Origin of the sequence: Clostridium estertheticum, assembly GCF_018861295.1 — a bacterium.
Classification (GTDB): Bacteria; Bacillota; Clostridia; order Clostridiales; family Clostridiaceae; genus Clostridium_AD; species Clostridium_AD estertheticum_D.
In genome coordinates this window covers 80,857-100,394 of the sequence record NZ_JAHLDM010000015.1, presented here as the reverse complement: position 1 = coordinate 100,394, position 19,538 = coordinate 80,857, and the positions used below count along the sequence as shown (strand labels likewise).

Sequence of the window (19,538 nt, the reverse complement as noted above, 5' to 3'; positions counted from 1 at the left end):
TTAGGGATGGGTAACTACCCTTCCCTAATTTTAATTTGCCTTAAGTAAAACAGTATTATCAATTGTTATATAAGAACTATATAATAATAAGAGTTGTATTATTTTAAGGATTAGTTATAATATATAAGTATATATATTTTAGGCGGTGAAGAGTAGAATGGCAAATAAAGATTATTATGAAACACTTGGCGTAGGTAAAGATGCCAGTGAAGAAGACATTAAGAAAGCTTTTAAAAAAGGTGCATTAAAGTACCATCCAGATAGAAATCCAGATAATAAAGAAGCTGAAGATAAATTCAAAGAAATGAATGAAGCATACCAAGTTCTGTCTAATACAGAAAAAAGGGCTAGATATGATCAATATGGTACAGCTGATGATAATGGAGCTGGATATGGTGGTAGTTCTGACTTCTCTGGCTTTGGTGGTTTTGGAGATATATTTGGAGATATATTTGGAGGCGGATTCTCGTCAAGAAATCAGAATGGTCCTAAAAAAGGTGCGGATTTAGAATATAACATAAATCTAACTTTTGAAGAGGCTGTATTTGGTGTAGAAAAAGATGTATCAATTACAAGAAATGAAAAATGTGGAGATTGTAGCGGTAGTGGTGCTAAAGCTGGTACAACACCTAAAACTTGTGATAAATGTGGTGGAAATGGTCAGATAAAAGTTCAAAGAAATACTGCATTTGGAAGTTTTGCTAGCATGAGCACTTGTGATAAGTGTGGAGGCAGTGGTAAGATAATTTCTGAACCATGTAGAACTTGTCATGGCTCTGGAAAACAGAGAAAAAACAGAAAAATTAAAGTTAATATTCCTGGTGGAGTTGACACCGGAAATGTTATGCCACTAAGAGGCCAAGGAGAACAGGGTGAAAAGGGCGGACCAGCAGGGGATTTATATATAAATATCAGAGTAGCTCCTCATAAAACTTTTAAGAGAAAGGGAATTGATATTCATATAGAATCACATATAAGCTTTGGTTATGCATCCATGGGTACTGAAATTAAAGTTCAAACAGTAGATGGGGATGTTAAATACAAAGTTCCTGGTGGAACACAATCTGGCACTGTATTTAGGCTTAAAGGTAAGGGAATACCTAGAGTAAATGGACATGGAAGAGGAGATCAATATGTAAAAGTTATTGTTGATATTCCAAAATCTTTGAATGATAAACAAAAGGAAGCACTTAAACTATTTATGCAAGCTAGTGGTGAGAGTGTAGAAAATTTTGAAGAAAATAAAAAGTCTTTTGTAGATAAAATATTAGGTAAATAATAATAAAAAACTTCGTTTTGTAAAACGGAGTTTTTTATTTTAAATAAGGAGAATAAAAATGAATAAAGATTGGATTGAGGTAACTATAATAACAAGCACTGAAGCGGTTGAGGCAGTGTCAGCAATGTTATACAATACTGGAGTTGAAGGTGTATCTATTTTGGATCCTTTAGATTTGATTTATAGGCGAGATCATACTACTGATTGGGACTATTTTGATGAGAGCATTATTGATACAAAGAGTGGTGTTGTAATTAAGGGATATTATAAAAAAGATCAACACTTTAATGAGCATTTAGAGGAAATTAAGACAGGGGTAAATAATTTACCTAGCTTTGGACTAGACAAGGGAGTAGGGTCTGTAACTGCGGAAAAGGTAAATGAGGAAGATTGGGAAAATAACTGGAAGAAGTATTATAAACCGCTAAAGGTAGGAGAAAAGATAGTTATAAAACCTATCTGGGAAGATTACAATAAAAATCCCGGTGAAATAATCGTGCAGCTAGATCCAGGCATGGCTTTCGGTACTGGTTCTCACGAGACTACCAGAATGTGTATAAAGGCACTAGAGAGGTATGTGGACGCTGATTCAACTGTTTTTGATATAGGTACAGGGTCTGGAATATTAGCTATCACAGCGGCCATGCTTGGTGCTAAGAAAACTGTAGGAGTTGATCTTGATCCAGTTGCAGTAGATTCTGCAAAGCAAAACGTTTCGTATAATGATATAAATAACATTGAGATATTATACGGAGACCTACTCGAAGTTGTTAAAGGTAAGGCTAATATAGTTATAGCAAATATAATGGCTGATATAATTATGTTTTTGACAGATCAAGTTAAGGAAGTTATAACAAAGGGTGGATATTTTATATCTTCAGGAATAATTTTATGTAAAAAAGATGAAGTAATAAATAAATTAACAAAGTGTGGATTTACGATTGAGGAGATAAATATAGAGGGAGAATGGGTTTGCATAGTTGCAAAATTATAGCAAATGTCTAAGTGAGGGGAGAATAAATAATGCATAAATTTTTTGTGCCCAAAAGCAGTATAGATGATAATAAAGCTATTATAGAAGGCGAAGATGTAAAACATATATATAAGGTATTAAGGCTTCAAGTTGGCGAGAAGGTAAGTATAAACAACTCTTGCGGCAAGGAATACATAGGTGAAATAACTTATATAGACAAGAAAGTTGTAAATATAAATATTCTTAAAGAAAATCCTATAAATAATGAAAGCCCTATTGAAGTATATTTATTTCAAGGTATGCCTAAATCTACAAAAATGGATTTAATAGTTCAAAAGAATACTGAGCTGGGAGTTAAAGAAATAACCCCTATAATTACGCAAAGGGTAGAAGTTAAAACTGAGATAATGGAATTTAAAAAAGATAGGGAAATTGATAAAAAGGTAATTCGATGGAATAGGATAGCCCTTGAAGCTTCTAAGCAAAGCAAAAGAAGTTTAATACCTGTAATTAATGACCCTATAGAGTTTGATAATTTACTTATAGAGTTAAAAGCTATGGACTTAGTGGTGGTTCCCTATGAGAATGAAGAGGGCTACGGCATGAAAAAATTAGTCAAAGACATAGACAAAGAGACTATTAATAAAGTTGCGATTATCATAGGACCTGAGGGTGGATTTGAGGAATGTGAAATATCAAAACTTAAAGAGATAGGATCAAAAATAATCACTTTAGGACCGCGAATACTCAGAACTGAAACAGCAGGGTTTACTTGCTTAAGCTTAATAATGTATGAACTTTCTGACCTTGGGGGAAGTATAAAATAAATATTGAAATAAATTTATTTAGAAGGAAAATTAAGTTTTATGTTGAATAGTATAGTATAAGATGAATTGGAGGTGATTATGTGGAAAAGGAAGATTGTCTTTTTTGTAAAATCATAAAAAAACAAATTCCATCAGAAATGTTATATGAAGATGACAAAGTTATAGTTATTAAAGACATAAGTCCTCAGGCACCCATACATGTTATAATTATTCCAAAGCAGCATATTGATAATTTAAATTGTTTAACAGAAGATCAATCAGAAATAATAGGTCATATATTTATGGTTGCAACTAAGGTTGTACAGACTTTAGGGATTGCAAAGTCTGGATATAGGATTGTTTCTAATTGTGGGGAGCAAGGGGGTCAAACCGTTCAACATATACATTTTCATTTGCTCGGTGGAAGATTACTTGAGTGGCCACCTGGTTAATTTATAATTATTTTATATTTGAATTTTGATAATGTTTTATAAAAAAAGTGCTATATATATAACAAAGCAGCAATGAAAATGTTGACATTATGTAAAGCAGTGTTGTATAATAAAAAATGTACTATTTAGGCCCCGCATTAGCTGCTTTTAAATTGAATTGAGCTAGCGGAGGGAGGGATAATGATGTCAGAAATTAAAGTTGGAACAGACGAGACAATTGAGAATGCTTTAAGAAGGTTTAAGAAAAAGTGTGCAAGAAGTGGAGTGCTCGGAGAAGTAAGAAAAAGAGAACACTACGAAAAACCAAGCGTTAAAAAGAAATTGAAATCAGAAGCTGCAAGAAAGAGAAAGTTTAAATAGATTTTTAAAATTGAGAAAGACAAGATTTGTTTTATAATGTAAAAGAATCTTGTTATAATACCTTCCTCAGCAGTAACAAAACAGAAAATTAGAGCTATTCAAAAAAGCAGTGGTGGGTTGGGATACAATAGTATGAAAAGACAAAAGAAAAGTTATGTTTACCTCAGAACCTATAGTTAAAGGTGAATTAGATGGTAAACTTGCTTGCAAAATAATATTTAAATAAAAAAAGATTCAGCATTTGCTGAGTCTTTTTTTTTATTAAATCATCTCCTGTGGAGCTGGATATTAATGACTTCAGAAGGAGAGTTGTTTTCTTACAGAAGTTTTGTTTTTGCTAGGGTAGTTAACGCCTACTTATAGAAGTGGAAACTTTCCTTCTGAAATGTCATTAAAATAAATTATAAACGGTTATTTATTAGACACTTTTTTCATAAATTTAATATGAAGTATTTTGTGGGGTGAGTGTATGGATAATAAATTTTATAAAACAAGAGAAATTATTGCGAGTAAGTTAGAATTGCCAAGGGATATCTTATTAGATTTACCCAAAATTACTATTTTGGCAAATAATGAAATAAATATAGAAAACCATAAAGGAATAGTAATATTTGAAGAAGAACAAATAAAAATAAATTCTAATGTGGGGCCGATTTCGATATATGGTAAAAATTTTAAAATATTATTTATAGGAGGAAACACAATAACTTTAAGTGGTAATTTTAAATCAGTTGTGTATGAAAGCCATGAATAATTTAAAAAAATATAAAAAAGGTGTTGTCACAATGGAAATCCAATCATTAATTCCAGAAAAATTTATAAATTTATTATGGAAAAATGGTGTTGTAGTAAAAAATATACGAAAGATTAATATAACAACTGTTATATTAGAAGTAAAACTAAGTGATTATGGTGAAATTAGTAAAGTGGCAAAACGAACGGGTACTAGGGTTAAAATTGTAGGAAGAAGTGGAATGTCGTTTTTTCTAATAAAATTAAGGAGTAGAGTAGCTCTCTTAATTGGAATAATTTTATTTGGCAGTATAATATATTATTTATCTACGTTTGTATGGAATATAGAGATTAATACAGAAAACTACATAAGTCCATATGAACTCAGAAATCAAATTAAAGGATTTGGAGTAATACCTGGAATGAGGAAGAAAAACATAGATGTTTATGATATTGAAAGCAAAATTTTAAGAAGTAATGATGAAATAATGTGGGTAAAAGCAAGAATTGACGGCATTAAGCTAAAAGTTGATGTAATAGAAAGGCAGTCTCCACCTATCATAGTTAGCAATAAAACCCCTTGCAATTTAATAGCGAGTAAAGATGGTATAGTGTCGAGGGTATACACGACGGATGGTACAGCCATTGTGAAAGATGGGGATTCGGTGCAAAAGGGTGATATATTAGTTAATGGTGAGCAAGGAAAGGAAGGTAGTGTTTATCCTGTGCACGCGAAAGGTGAAGTTATAGCAAGAACTTTTTATGAGCAGATTAACGAAGTACCAATAACCAAAGAGACAAGAGTGAAAACAGGGAACATTATTAGTAATTTTTACATTAAATTAGGAAATAAAAAAGTTTATCTTAAAAATAGCTTAAATCCATATAAGACTTATGATAAAATAGAAAATAACAATAAGTTTGTGCACAAAGAAACATATTATGAAGTTAAAGTGAAAAATATACCTGCGAATGTTACTAAAACACAAGATGAAATATATTCTAATATTTTGAGAAAGTTAGATAAAAGTGTAAAGATTATAAACAAAATAGAAAGTGTAAAAAAAGAAAATGATAAATATTCAATAAGAGTATTGGTCCTTGCTGAAGAAAATATTGCAATGGAAGCAAGTATAGTACCTGAAAAAAATAGTGAATCTCAAAAAAAGGCACAATAAAGAAAAATAAAGATTAGTATATTTTTAAATTTACTTGAGAAAAAGGTGGAGATGGGGCATGAGAAATATTAGGGAGCTTATAAAGCTAAGGAAAACAAAACCGTATATAATTTTTATAGTTACGACGATTATAATGTATTCAATTTTAGTAACAGCTTTAGTTCCTAAAAAATACACTTTAACCGTTGGAGATATTGCAAAGGCGGATATAAAAGCGCCAAGAGAAGTTGAAAATGAAGAATTAACAAAAAGTGATATAGATAAGGCGATAGAAAAGGTAGGGAAAAAAACAATAAAAGTCCCCGTTAATGAGAAGGCTATAGAAAATATAGATAAGTTATTTTCTACAGTAAGTAAGTTAAATGCCACTGATGCGAATAAAGCGGGCTCAGTAAATAATGAAGATTTAGATGGTAAAGCAGCCTCAGAAAAGGATAAAATCACATTACTAAAAAAAAGTAATCCAATTTCTAATTTTACTTATGAAAACTATCAGTTTTTAATAAATTTAGAACTTAAACAAGCTAATGAATTAGAAAAGTTTATTAAAAAAACAATGACAACAATTAATGATATAACTACAATTAATGAAAACAAGCCTGAAGAAATTATCATGGCAAAGGGAATGATTGCAACAACTTTTATAAATTCGAATTTTCCGAAGAACATAAGAGAAATAGGAATAGCTATTGCAAATGTAGAAGTTCGACCTAATACAATATATGATAAGGCAAGCACGGATGTTGCCATTAAAGAAGCTGAAAAGAATATTAAACCAGTTATTATTAAGAAAGATCAAATTATAATAAAAGAGGGGGAACCAATAACATCTGAGCAGATGTCACTACTCGAATCATTAGGACTCCTAAATAGTACTAATAATTTTGATTGGTCATTATACTTAAGTTTAGCTGCACTTGTTTGTTTTGTAATCTTTCTTCAGTGGTTCTATTTATACAAGTACCATCCAGAAATTTATTATGATACAAAAAAATTAATTATGCTTAATATTCTTAGTATAATTGCAATATTGCTCGCAAGGGTTCTTGGGATAATTTCTATATTTGTAATTCCACTAGCTTGCGTACCTATGCTTATGGCCATTTTGAGCAATAAGGAAGTATCCATAGTCTTAAATGTTTTTAACTGTATTTTAATTAGTGTTGCAGTTAATTTTAACTTTGAAATTACAATACTCGCTGTACTAAACTCTATTGTAGGGGTTATGTTACTTAAGAAAATGCAGCAAAGAAACGATATATTATATTCATCTTTATATATTGCAATGGTGAATTTGGTTATATATCTTTCTATGGGATTTTTGCTTAGTAATAGTATAATGGAGGTATTTAAAAAAGCAGGATTGGTTTATATAGCAAGTTTAGTAGCCGGAACACTTACTATAGGATTTTTACCATTTTTCGAAAGCATTTTTGATATAGTAACTACAGTAAAACTTTTGGAACTATCTAATCCGAATCACCCTCTATTGAAGAGGCTACTTTTAGAGGCACCGGGTAGTTATCATCATTCGGTACTAGTAGCTAATTTATCAGAGGTTGCAGCGGAAGTAGTTGGAGCAAATCCTGTTCTAGCAAGGGCTTGCGCATATTATCATGATATTGGCAAAATAAAGAGACCTTATTTCTTTAAGGAAAATCAATTGGGAAATGATAATCCACATGATAAAATAACTCCAAATTTAAGCACACTTATAATTATTTCACATGTAAAAGATGGACTTGAGCTTGCAAAAGAATATAAATTACCTAAGGTTATTCAAGATGTGATAGTGCAACATCATGGTACAACTTTAGTTAAGTATTTTTATGTAACTATGAAAAATTCTAGTGAAAATCCAGATGAAATTAAGGAAGAAGATTTTAGATACAATGGGCCTAATCCCGAGAGTAAAGAAGCAGCAATTATAATGCTTGCAGATGCAGTTGAAGCAGCCGTAAGATCAATTCAAAATTCTACTAAAGGTAAAATAGAGGAAATGGTTAATAATTTAATAAAAGCTAGGCTTAATGATGGACAATTAGATAATTGTGATTTAACTTTAAAAGATTTAGAAAAGATAAGAAAATCATTTTTAAAAGTGCTTTCAGGGATATATCATGAGAGAATAGAATATCCACTAGATAAATGGGAAAAGGATAAGTCTTGCGAGAATAGAAAGCAGGTAAAGGAGCAAAAACAAGTATGATTTTAATTGATAATAGGCAAAATAAGATTGAAGTTACAAAGGAACTTAAAACCGTAATAAAGGATGTTATTGAGTATACACTATGCGAGGAAAAACTTTCTATAGATAATGAAGTTAGTGTTATATTTATAGATAATGAAGAAATTAAGGAAATAAATAAAAAGTATCGGGGAATAGATAAAATTACAGATGTGTTATCTTTTCCAATGTTAAATTATCCAGAAAACAAGGTTTTTAAAGAGGTGTATATAAACTATAAATTTGACCAAAGTGATTTATATGATGAAAAGTTAGTAATTGGAGATGTTGCGTTGTCCCTTGAGAGGGCAAAGCAGCAAAGTGATGAATTTGGACATTCATTCATTCGCGAATGTGCTTATCTTACAGTTCACTCAATTCTGCATTTGCTTGGATATGACCATATGGAAGAGGATCAAAAAAACATTATGAGAAAGAGAGAAGAGGAAATATTAAAGAATTTTAGTTTAACTAGATAAAATGCAGCGGGGTTATGTTAATGTGCCTTACTGCAGAGAATATTATTAAAGGTGGTCAAGTATGAAAGTAAAGAAATTAGTTGATAGTTTTAATTACGCTATTGAGGGAATTATATATTCAATTCGTACACAAAGAAATATGAAGATACATATGTTAACTACTATATTAGTACTTACTGCCACGTTTTTTTATGATCTTTCAAAAATAGAACTTTTAATTATTACTATAACCATAACACTAGTAATAGTGGCTGAAATGATAAATACCGCAGTAGAATGTGCAATAGATGCCACAACAAATTTCTATCATCCACTAGCTAAAATTGCTAAAAATGTGGCGGCTGGCGCAGTACTTGTAACTGCTATAAATTCAGTCTTAGTAGGATATATAATATTTTGGGATAGAGTCACTCCATTTAATAAGAGCGTGATGCTCAAAATAAAAAAATCTGACCCTCACATGATCTTTTTTATACTAGTTATAGTATGTATTGCGACTGTTGTAGTTAAGGCAATATATGGAGAGGGAACTCCACTTAGGGGTGGGATGCCGAGTGGACATAGTACTATAGCATTTGCAGTTGCAACAGCTATAACATTATTAACTAGCGAACCCTTAATTATGGTATTATCCTATTTTATAGCTGTAATTGTTGCACAAAGTAGGGTTGATTCAGAAATTCATTCTATCTTAGAAGTTGTGTTTGGCGGTATATTTGGTACATTATTAACATTATTACTATTTAAAATGTTAGGATGATAAATTTATTTATTGATAATGACAAGCGCTCTAAATATAATTATAATAATATTGAAATACTAATATTTAGTGATATAATTGGTATACATGATTTTTAGGTGAAGGATATTCAAATTATATTAATAAAAAAATTGATGATATATTATAAGGTCAGGTGTTTTTATAAAAGAAAATTTATTAAAGTAAGATAGAAATAGAAACTATTTACTTAAGATAAAAAGAAGGAGGATATATGTTTAAATCAGGATTCGTAACAATTATTGGAAGACCTAATGTAGGGAAATCTACATTAATAAATTATATAATGGGGGAGAAATTATCAATTGTGTCTAGTAGACCCCAAACTACAAGAAATAATATCCAAACTATTTTAACAACTAAGGAATCTCAAATAATATTTGTAGATACTCCAGGAATGCATAAACCTAGACATAAACTAGGAGAATATATGGTTAAGGTAGCTAAACAATCTGCGAATGAAGTAGATGTTATATTATTTATAACAACACCTGGTGATGAAATTGAGATGGGTGATAAGCATATTCTTGAACAGTTTAAAGACACTAAAATCCCAGTATTCTTATTAGTTAATAAGATAGATGAGAACACTCAAGAGAGAGTGGCTAAAACAGTTCAAGGCTATTCTGAGTATTTTAACTTTAAAGAAATAATACCAATAGCTGCAATAAAAGGGAAAAATATTGACATAGTTACAAAACTTGTAGAGGAAAATATTCCAGAGGGTCCTTTATATTATCCAGAAGATATGATTACAGATCAACAAGAAAGATTTATTATTACTGAAATCATAAGGGAAAAGGCTCTAAAATTATTATCACAGGAAGTGCCTCATGGAATAGCAGTAGAAATTATTTCTATGAAAAGAGACAAAAAAGAAATATACAATATAGAAGTTAACTTATTTTGTGAAAAAGATTCTCATAAGGGTATAATAATCGGAAAAGGTGGAAAAACATTAAAGAAAATTTCTACTTATGCAAGACAAGATATAATGAAATTATTAGGAGAAAACATACATTTGAGATTATGGGTTAAGGTAAAGAAAGAATGGAGAGATACTTCAAGTATTTTGAAGGAACTTGGATATAAATAGGGGATGATCTTCTGGGAATTTTAAAAACTAGAGCTATTGTCATTAAAACACAAGAGTTTAAGGAAAATGATAAGTTAGTCTGGTTATTTACTGAAGATTTTGGTAAAATAACAGCTATAGCAAAGGGCGCGAGGAAAAGTAAAAGTAGGTATGTATCATCCACTTTACCTTGCTGCTATGGCGAATTTGTGCTTTTTAAAGGAAGAAATTTATATACAATAAATGAAGTTACAATTATAGATTCTTTTCAGCAATTACTAAGGGATTTGGATACAATTACGTATGCCTCATATTTTAATGAATTAATTGATATAACACTTGAAAATGATGAGATTCATAAAGACTTGTTTAAAGACTTAGTTACTGCTTTTTATTTTATTAAAAATGATGTTATGGATATAGAAATTCTGGCAAGGGCTTTTGAAATAAGAATCTTAAAAGCAACAGGATATGAATTAAATTTTGATAAGTGCGTAAGGTGTAGAAAAAAAATAACTATCTCGAATTATATAGATTTAATATCTTATGGTCCAATTTGCAGTGAGTGTGAAAAGTTAAATAGTATATATATATCAAATCCTACATATAATACATTGAAATTCTTAAATAACTTTGGTATGGATAAAATTAATAGAATTATTGTATCTAAAACATCAAAGCTTGAATTATATAAAATTTTATCGCTTATTATTTCTCAAAATTATACAAGAAAGCCAAAGAGCTTAGAAATGTTTGATTACTTAGATAAATTTTAAGGAGGATGATTTTAATGGAAGAAATTACACTTGAAAAGATTGATATTGTTAAGGAACGTACAGGGGTTTCATATACTGATGCTAAAGAAGCGCTAGAGGAATGTGATGCTAACGTAGTTGATGCTTTGATTTATATCGAAGCAAAAGAGAAAAAATCAGCTAAATTTAATATGGATGAAATGTATACTACTAAGGATGAGTTTTTATCATGGATAAAAGAGATAGCCAGAAAAGGTAATGTAACACGGATAAAAATTAAAAGGGATGATAAAGTTGTTATAGATATCCCTGTTAATGCAGGCATTGCAGTAGGTATAGTTGGGTTATGTATACCTTATCTATTTGGTATAGGCATATTTGCAGCAGTAGTAACAAATGTTACTATAGAGATAACTAAAGCAGATGGTAGCGTGGAAATAATTAATACTATAATTAAAAATACAGTTGATGATGTAGTAAACAAGATGAGTGATATGGGTGAGGATGTAAAAGAAAAATACAATGAGACAAAAGACAGTTTTAGCAAAGGTAATAAAGACAATAAAGATACTAACACTGACAATGTATACCAATATACTGTAAAGTTTGAAGAAAAAGATAAAGAAGAAGATAAAAAAGAAGATATAGAAAATGAAAATATTAAAGAAGATGAATAACAAGATAATGATTTTGTTTTTTTTAGTTTAATGTTTTTAAATAGAATCGAAGTAATCTTTTGCATTTATAAAGCCAGCAGCTATTAGTTGCTGGCTTTATAAATGTAAAAAATGCAATAAACATGACGAAAAAAAGTGATTAAAAAGGCCTACATTCAATTAGGAAACGTGGTATAATGTTACAAATGGTATGTGAAATCTTAGAATATTATTAATTGATGCAAACGTTTTGATTCAAATATATACCATTTTATAAAATTGTAATGAATTTCAAGGGTGCTTATTGTTGTTAATGGGATATTCTTATAACCATTATCATATATTAATTATAATCGAAGGAGTTGTGTGCAAATGGAAAAGAAAAAGTACGTATACCATTTTAGTGAGGGTAATATTTCAATGAAAAATCTTCTAGGTGGAAAAGGTGCAAATCTTGCAGATATGACGAGTCTTGGAATTCCAGTTCCAAAGGGATTCACCGTTACTACTGAAGCTTGTAATAAATACTATGAAGATGGTCAAGTAATAACACCTGAAATTGTTAGTGAAATTTATGTTAAAATGACTGAACTAGAAAACCTTACCGGTAAGAAGTTTGGAAGTCTAGAAAATCCATTACTTGTATCAGTTAGATCCGGAGCAAGAGCATCAATGCCTGGTATGATGGATACAATTTTAAACCTGGGGTTAAATGATAAAACAGTAGAAGTTATGGCAAGACTTACAAATAATCCAAGATTCGCTTATGATTCTTACAGAAGATTTATACAAATGTTTGCTGATGTTGTTATGGACGTTGAAAAAAGAAATTTTGAAAATATGATGGATAAGATAAAGGAAGAAAAAGGTGTAAAATTCGATACAGAATTAGATGCGAGTGATCTTAAAAAACTAGTAGTACAATTCAAAGAATTTTATAAAGAAACTAAAGGTGTAGAATTCCCAAGTGATCCAAAGATACAATTAATAGAGGCTATATCCGCAGTATTTAGATCATGGGACAATCCTCGCGCTAATGTATATAGAAGACTAAATGATATTCCGGGAGACTGGGGAACAGCTGTAAGCGTTCAAGAAATGGTGTTTGGTAATAAAGGTGAAACATCAGGAACTGGTGTTGCTTTCTCAAGAAACCCATCTACTGGAGAAAAAGGAATCTTTGCGGAATACTTAATGAATGCTCAAGGTGAAGATGTTGTTGCAGGAATAAGAACGCCACAAGATATTTCACAACTTGAAAAAGATATGCCAAAAGTATATAGCGAGTTTATGAATATTGTTAATACTCTTGAGAAACATAATAAAGATATGCAAGATATGGAGTTTACAATTGAAGATAAAAAGTTATTCTTTTTGCAAACAAGAAGTGGAAAGAGAACTGCGCAAGCAGCACTCAAAATTGCAGTAGAACTTGTTGAAGAAGGAATGCTCACAAAGAGGGAAGCTTTAATGAAGGTTGATCCAAAACAATTAGATACATTACTTCATCCTAATTTTGATCTAGTTGCATTAAAAGAAGCTACGATAATAGCTAAAGGATTACCAGCATCTCCTGGAGCTGCATGTGGAAAAGTTTACTTTACTGCAGATGAGGCAAAAATCAGACATGAGGCTGGAGAAGCGGTTATTCTTGTAAGGCTTGAGACCTCACCAGAGGACATTGAAGGCATGGTTGCTGCAGAAGGTATATTGACAGTAAGAGGAGGGATGACGTCTCATGCTGCGGTTGTTGCGAGAGGAATGGGGACGTGTTGCGTGGCTGGTTGTTCTGATTTAAAAGTTAACGAAGAATCTAAGAGTTTCCAAATTAGAGAAATGGTATATCATGAAGGTGATTTTATTTCAATGGATGGAAGTACAGGAAATGTATATGCTGGAGTAATTAAAACAGTTGAGCCTGAGATAAATGGATACTTTGAAATATTTATGGGCTGGGCTGATGAAGTAAGAAGTCTTAAAGTTAGAGCTAATGCTGATACTCCAAAAGATGCAGCTCAAGCGGTTAAATATGGAGCTGAAGGCATAGGCTTATGTAGAACAGAACATATGTTTTTTGACTCTGATAGAATAATGCTTATAAGAGAAATGATTGTCGCTAAAGATGAAGATGCAAGAAGAGTAGCACTAGATAAATTACTACCAATTCAAAGAGGTGACTTTGTAGGAATATATGAAGAACTTAAAGAAAAACCAACTACAATCAGATTTTTAGATCCACCGCTACATGAATTTTTGCCACATGCTGATGAAGATATAAAAAAATTAGCAAAAGATATGGGAATAACTTTTAAGGAGTTAAAGGCTACAGTTGAATCATTACATGAAGTTAATCCAATGATGGGACATAGAGGATGTAGACTTGCAGTATCATATCCAGAAATAGCAGAAATGCAAACTAGGGCAGTTATTGAAGCTGCTATAGATGTTAAAAATAGAAAAGGATATAATATTGTTCCAGAAATAATGATTCCTTTAATTGGAGAAGTTAGGGAACTAAAATATGTTAAAGATATAGTAGTAAAAATAGCTGATAAAATCATAGCAGAGTCTGGCAGTGATTTAAAATACATGGTTGGTACAATGATTGAAATACCAAGAGCAGCACTTACAGCAGATTTAATAGCAAAAGAAGCAGAGTTCTTTTCGTTTGGAACAAATGATTTAACACAAATGACTTTTGGATTTTCAAGAGATGATGCTGCAAACTTCTTAAAGCATTATTATGAAAAGAAAGTTTATGAATTTGATCCATTCCAAAAATTAGATCAGGTAGGTGTAGGTAAACTTATTAAAATGGCAGCTGACCTTGGACGTCAGGTTAGGCCTAATATAAAGCTTGGAATATGTGGCGAACATGGTGGAGACCCATCGTCAGTTGAATTCTGTCACAATGTTGGACTTAATTATGTATCATGTTCACCATTTAGAGTTCCAGTTGCAAGACTTGCAGCTGCTCAAGCTGAAATAAATAACCCAAGAAAAAAATAGTATAAAAAGAATAGGGTGTTGTACTTAATTTCATTATTGATTTTAAGTATAATGCCCTATTTTAATATTATAAAGTTGTTATTAAGCTTGTTATAATAAGTGATATGACCTATTATTAAATATAGTAGATGGATATGAGAATATAATAAAACAGCAAATAGAGGTGAACAATTTGACATATACATATAAATGCAATAAATGTAATAATGAATTCATCATTGAAAAGGGTATGAATGAGGAAGCTCAGATTAAATGTGAATGTGGGAATACTGATGTAAAGAGAATATATAGTGTGCCGAGTTTTAAGATTAATTGCAGTGGATTTTGTGGGAAAATAAATAAGTAAATCTTAAAATAACTTTTTAATTATAATAACACCGTTAATAAATTTATTAACGGTGTTATTATAACTTGAAAAATATCACAAAAGAGAATACTTACGCGACCAAGGAGATGAATTAATTATAGTTTATGTGTCATATTAAATTTATTTTCAATATAGAATTTAAACTTTTGTACAAAATCTAATTGATAGTCATTTTTATCAGTTGCATTATTTAATAAATTTAAAAAGGCTTTTTTATTACACTTATTAATGTTACCATAATAATCTCTTGATATTTTCCAATATCTTTGTGGAAAAGCTAAATAAACAAGAATATATTTATAATCATCCAAGGTTAAAGGTAGAATCTTATCATATAAATCTAGAAAACTTATGGCTAGTTCTAAATCCCATTTTGTACTGTCTCTTTTAAGCAGTCTTCTTAATGAATATGAGATGTCGTGGGCGCAGTAGTCATTCCTGCACTTATCAAAATCAATTACCCATATTTCATTATTATTGTCAAAAATAATATTTTTATTAACATAGTCAAGGTGACACAATGATCTTGTAAGATTATTAAGATTTAAGCTATAAGCAATGTTTGAAGAACACTTAGCGAGGTTACTACTTGTTTCAAAATATTTAAGATATAATTTTGAAAAGGCGTCATCGTATTTATAAGCTAAATTAGAAAAATTAAGAAGGCTTTCGTAGTGTTTATAGATGGAAGGTCCTAAAGGGCTGTAGTCTTCTTTTAAGGAACTACCACATATAGGTTTAAAGTTAATACTTACTTTGTGCATATTTGCTAGATTCGTACTGCATACTAATATATGATCGATATTATCGTAATCACATTTTATGCCATTAATCCAGGGTGTGAGTATAAATAACATGTTGTTGTAATTTACGAATCTACTATTGTTTTTTGTTTTCAGGATTCGGGGTACATGAATATTGTTTCTATATAACCATTCTATTGCTGAGTACACAAATAATAAATCTTTAATAGAGTAATAAACCTTTTTAAGACAATAACATTCGTCAAAGTATTGCACTTTATATACAGCTCTTTGTTTATCAGTATCTTTAAATTTAATTTGTGATATATCAGCGTTAGCTAAGTCATATTGAGGTAGAATGTTCTTTTTTACATTTTCTTCTGATAACAAATTTATGTTATTAAAGTTTTTAGCCGTAGATGGCATCTTAACACTCCTAAAAATTATTACATTATTAGAATATTAATAAAATATAAATAATATACGTTTAACGTAAAAAAAGGGAAATTAATTTAATTTGTAGAATACTAACTAATATGATTTTAAATTTATAATTAAACTAGCAAGACGTATTTTAAGAAACCTAAATAAGAAATAAAATAAATAGCTTAAGAGATATTTTTAAATTTAGGAGGAAATCTATGAATATTCGAAGTAAAATAGAAACTAATGAAAGTAGTACAATTATACAATATGGCGCGTTATCCATAAATTCAAAGGGACGCGAAAAAATGCAGGAGAAGGATGATCTAAGAACTTGTTATATGGTTGACAGAGATAGGATAATACACAGTAAATCATTTAGAAGACTAAAGCATAAAACTCAAGTATACATAAAGACAAGTAGTGATCACTATAGAACAAGGTTAACGCATACATTAGAAGTTGCACAGATAGCTAGAACTATAGGGCGTGGTATTGGGTTAAATGAAGATTTAATAGAAGCTATAGCTTTAGGGCATGATATAGGCCATGTTCCTTTTGCACATAATGGTGAAGCAGTGCTTAATGATATTTTGCCAAAGGGATTCAGGCATAATGAAAATAGTATCAGGGTACTCACAAAAATAGAAAAAGCAGGTGTTGGACTTAATTTAAGCGTAGAAGTATTAGATGGAATTCTTAATCATAGTGGACTTTTGAAAAAATTTGGTGAGGCTGCAACTCTTGAGGGGCAAGTTGTTAGGTATAGCGATAAGATTGCATATGTAAACCACGATATAGATGATTCTATAAGGGCCAATCTATTAACAGAAGAAATGCTACCAATAGGAGCTACAAAAGTATTAGGCACGAACCATGGTAACCGAATAGATACTTTAGTAAAAGATTGTATTTATAATACCATAAATAATTTAGATACAGGAGTTATAGGGGTATCACTTACCGAGGAAGTTGGAAATGCATTAGGTTATTTAAGAAATTTTATGTTTGAGAATATATATAAAGGTGAAATATTAAAGGAAGAAAGGAAAAAGGCACAATTTGTGGTGACAAATGTTTTTGAATACTACTATAAGAATCCATCTGCTATGCCAGAGTTCTATAAGGGTATAGTTGAGGATGAGGGGCTGTATATAGGGGTAGCAGATTACATTTCAGGTATGAGTGATGACTATTGCTTAATGCTCTTTAATAATATATATGTACCTAAACTTATTATTTATTAAACACAATAATAGAGGCTAACACTTCTAAAAATTATAGTATAAAAATTATAAATAAAAAATAAATTTAAAAAAATGCAGGAAATTTCTATTTTATCAAGAATATATTATAAGCAGACATAATTATTTTTAAAAAAAGTAAAATTAAAGAAGGATAGCATGCTTTTTTGTCGAATAAGAACATATTGTGAACTTATATAGGTAAGGTGGTAATAATATATTGATTGCTGAAGATGTCATCTTAAAGATAAAGGAACAAAATGATATTGTGGATGTAATATCTGAAAGAGTAAAACTTAAAAAGACAGGAAAAAATTATACTGGCCTTTGTCCTTTTCATAATGAGAAGAGTCCATCATTTACAGTGTCTACGGAAAAACAAATTTATAAATGTTTTGGATGTGGAGAAGCTGGAAATGTAATTAGTTATGTTATGAAGGATAGAAACGTAACTTTTCCAGAAGCTGCAAGGATACTTGCTCAAAGGGCTAACATTAATATAGAAGTAGATAATGGAGAAAATAATGTACAACGTGACATGTATAAAAAAATGTACAATATTAATGTGGAAACGGCCAGGTATTTTTATGAAAACTTAAGAAAGGATAAGAAAGCTGAATTATATTTCCTTAACAGAGGTATTACAGAGGCTACTATGAAAAAATTTGGATTAGGTTTTTCTTTTGATAAATGGGATGGATTGTTATTATATTTAAAAAAGAAAGGCTACTCAGAACTAGATTTACTTAATATAGGATTAATTATTAAAAGTCCTAAGGGGTCTTATTATGATAGATTTAGAAATAGGATAATGTTCCCTGTGTTTGATTATATGGGGAAAGTGATTGGATTTGGTGGAAGAGTTTTAGATGATTCTAAACCTAAATATCTAAATTCACCGGAAACTCCCTTATTTCATAAAGGATTAAATCTTTATGGATTAAATTTTGTAATTAAAAATAACAGATCTCGAACAATAATAATAGTAGAAGGATATATGGATTGCATTTCACTTCATCAATATGGTTTTTCAAATGTAGTTGCGTCGCTTGGTACTGCACTAACTATTAATCAAGCAAAGTTATTAAAAAGACATGTAGATAAAGTTATTATTTCTTTTGACGCTGATTTTGCAGGTCAGGCTGCAACTATAAAGGGACTTGAGATATTAAGAAGTGAAGGTTTTGATTTAAGAGTTCTTATAGTTCCTAGTGGTAAAGATCCTGATGAATATATAAAAAATAGTGGGAAGCAGGCTTTTCAAAAATTAATAGATGATGCTCTTCCTTTAATAGATTATAGACTTAAAAGAGCAGGAGACGGAATAAATTTTTCAAATAGTGAAATGATAATACAGTATGTAAAAAAAGTTACTGAAATTATTGCAGAACTTGATCCTGTTGAAAAAGATGTTTATATAAAAAAGGTTTCTGAGGATACGGGTATCAAAGAACAGGCAATATATGACTTATTAAGCAAAGAACTCAATAAAAGTTCTAATAAAATGAAAAAAATGAATATACAACAGGATTTTGGACAAAAATTATATTTAGAGCCAGCTTATATTAAGGCTGAAAGAACTTTATTAAAGTTTATGTTTATAAATGAAGAAAATTGTAACTATATTACAGAAAACATGTCTGTAAACCAATTAGTAATTCAAAGCCATAAAAGTATATATGAGCTAATTGTTAAATATAAAAACTTAATAATAGGTGAAAAAATAAAAAATATAGAACCTATGTGTGAGAAAGATACAGAATGCACAAAGGAATGGATTAATATTATGGAAATTAAATTCTCTGGAAATGAAGAGGATCATAAAAAACTAATAAATGACTGCATAAAACAACTGAAAAAATTCAAGTTAGAGGAGTCGAAAAAAGAAATTATGAATAAAATCAAACAGTACGAATCAAAAGGTTTGCTCGAAGAATCTATAAAACTTGCTCAAGAACTCATAGAATTACAAAAGAATCTAAAACAATTATAGTATTTAGAA

18 protein-coding genes are annotated in these 19,538 nt (G+C 30.2%); 17 read left to right on the top strand and 1 reads right to left on the bottom strand.

Annotation, left to right across the window (positions count from 1 at the left end; genetic code table 11):
* Window positions 1–157: 157 nt before the first annotated feature.
* From dnaJ to KPL54_RS15170, 15 genes are all read left to right on the top strand, one after another.
* Window positions 158–1,279 (top strand): molecular chaperone DnaJ, encoded by a 1,122-nt coding sequence (dnaJ, locus tag KPL54_RS15240; protein WP_216107365.1) that lies wholly within the window; start codon window positions 158–160, stop codon window positions 1,277–1,279.
* A 58-nt stretch (window positions 1,280–1,337) separates the two neighbouring features.
* Window positions 1,338–2,273 carry a 50S ribosomal protein L11 methyltransferase gene (gene prmA, locus KPL54_RS15235; protein ID WP_216107364.1) on the top strand — a complete coding sequence of 312 codons (936 nt, stop codon included), beginning with the start codon at window positions 1,338–1,340 and terminating at the stop codon, window positions 2,271–2,273.
* 29 nt (window positions 2,274–2,302) lie between these two features.
* Window positions 2,303–3,079, top strand: a complete 777-nt coding sequence (locus tag KPL54_RS15230) for a 16S rRNA (uracil(1498)-N(3))-methyltransferase (RefSeq protein WP_216107363.1) — start codon at window positions 2,303–2,305, stop codon at window positions 3,077–3,079.
* An 80-nt stretch (window positions 3,080–3,159) separates the two neighbouring features.
* Window positions 3,160–3,510, top strand: coding sequence for a histidine triad nucleotide-binding protein (locus tag KPL54_RS15225; RefSeq protein WP_309245390.1), 351 nt, complete (start codon window positions 3,160–3,162; stop codon window positions 3,508–3,510).
* Between the two features lie 183 nt (window positions 3,511–3,693).
* Window positions 3,694–3,870 (top strand): 30S ribosomal protein S21, encoded by a 177-nt coding sequence (gene rpsU / locus KPL54_RS15220; protein WP_071613601.1) that lies wholly within the window; start codon window positions 3,694–3,696, stop codon window positions 3,868–3,870.
* Between the two features lie 469 nt (window positions 3,871–4,339).
* Window positions 4,340–4,624 (top strand): sporulation protein YqfC, encoded by a 285-nt coding sequence (gene yqfC / locus KPL54_RS15215; protein WP_216107362.1) that lies wholly within the window; start codon window positions 4,340–4,342, stop codon window positions 4,622–4,624.
* Window positions 4,608–5,780, top strand: a complete 1,173-nt coding sequence (yqfD, locus tag KPL54_RS15210; protein WP_216107361.1) for a sporulation protein YqfD — start codon at window positions 4,608–4,610, stop codon at window positions 5,778–5,780. The genes yqfC and yqfD overlap by 17 nt, the downstream gene beginning before the upstream one ends.
* A 58-nt stretch (window positions 5,781–5,838) precedes the next feature.
* Window positions 5,839–7,989, top strand: coding sequence for an HD family phosphohydrolase (locus tag KPL54_RS15205; RefSeq protein WP_216107360.1), 2,151 nt, complete (start codon window positions 5,839–5,841; stop codon window positions 7,987–7,989).
* Window positions 7,986–8,486 (top strand): rRNA maturation RNase YbeY, encoded by a 501-nt coding sequence (ybeY, locus tag KPL54_RS15200; RefSeq protein WP_216107359.1) that lies wholly within the window; start codon window positions 7,986–7,988, stop codon window positions 8,484–8,486. The genes KPL54_RS15205 and ybeY overlap by 4 nt, the downstream gene beginning before the upstream one ends.
* Before the next feature lie 61 nt (window positions 8,487–8,547).
* On the top strand, window positions 8,548–9,246 hold the full coding sequence (locus KPL54_RS15195) for a diacylglycerol kinase (protein WP_216107358.1): 699 nt from the start codon (window positions 8,548–8,550) through the stop codon (window positions 9,244–9,246).
* Between the two features lie 232 nt (window positions 9,247–9,478).
* Window positions 9,479–10,360, top strand: a complete 882-nt coding sequence (gene era / locus KPL54_RS15190) for a GTPase Era (protein ID WP_071613595.1) — start codon at window positions 9,479–9,481, stop codon at window positions 10,358–10,360.
* Window positions 10,357–11,115: a DNA repair protein RecO gene (gene recO / locus KPL54_RS15185; RefSeq protein WP_216107388.1), complete on the top strand. Its 759-nt coding sequence runs from the start codon at window positions 10,357–10,359 to the stop codon at window positions 11,113–11,115. The genes era and recO overlap by 4 nt, the downstream gene beginning before the upstream one ends.
* A gap of 14 nt (window positions 11,116–11,129) precedes the next feature.
* On the top strand, window positions 11,130–11,771 hold the full coding sequence (locus KPL54_RS15180; protein WP_216107357.1) for a DUF4342 domain-containing protein: 642 nt from the start codon (window positions 11,130–11,132) through the stop codon (window positions 11,769–11,771).
* A 351-nt stretch (window positions 11,772–12,122) separates the two neighbouring features.
* A complete protein-coding gene (gene ppdK / locus KPL54_RS15175; protein ID WP_216107356.1) occupies window positions 12,123–14,759 on the top strand; it encodes a pyruvate, phosphate dikinase in 2,637 nt (878 codons plus the stop codon).
* 172 nt (window positions 14,760–14,931) lie between these two features.
* On the top strand, window positions 14,932–15,105 hold the full coding sequence (locus KPL54_RS15170; protein WP_216107355.1) for an FmdB family zinc ribbon protein: 174 nt from the start codon (window positions 14,932–14,934) through the stop codon (window positions 15,103–15,105).
* A gap of 116 nt (window positions 15,106–15,221) precedes the next feature.
* Here KPL54_RS15170 and KPL54_RS15165 read toward each other — a convergent pair whose 3' ends face one another.
* Window positions 15,222–16,295 carry a CotS family spore coat protein gene (locus tag KPL54_RS15165; RefSeq protein WP_216107354.1) on the bottom strand — a complete coding sequence of 358 codons (1,074 nt, stop codon included), beginning with the start codon at window positions 16,293–16,295 and terminating at the stop codon, window positions 15,222–15,224.
* Between the two features lie 215 nt (window positions 16,296–16,510).
* Between KPL54_RS15165 and KPL54_RS15160 the strand changes: the two genes are divergently transcribed.
* Both KPL54_RS15160 and dnaG read left to right on the top strand, forming a co-directional pair.
* Window positions 16,511–17,539, top strand: coding sequence for a deoxyguanosinetriphosphate triphosphohydrolase (locus KPL54_RS15160; RefSeq protein WP_216107353.1), 1,029 nt, complete (start codon window positions 16,511–16,513; stop codon window positions 17,537–17,539).
* A 217-nt stretch (window positions 17,540–17,756) separates the two neighbouring features.
* Window positions 17,757–19,529 (top strand): DNA primase, encoded by a 1,773-nt coding sequence (gene dnaG / locus KPL54_RS15155; RefSeq protein ID WP_216107352.1) that lies wholly within the window; start codon window positions 17,757–17,759, stop codon window positions 19,527–19,529.
* Window positions 19,530–19,538: the final 9 nt, after the last annotated feature.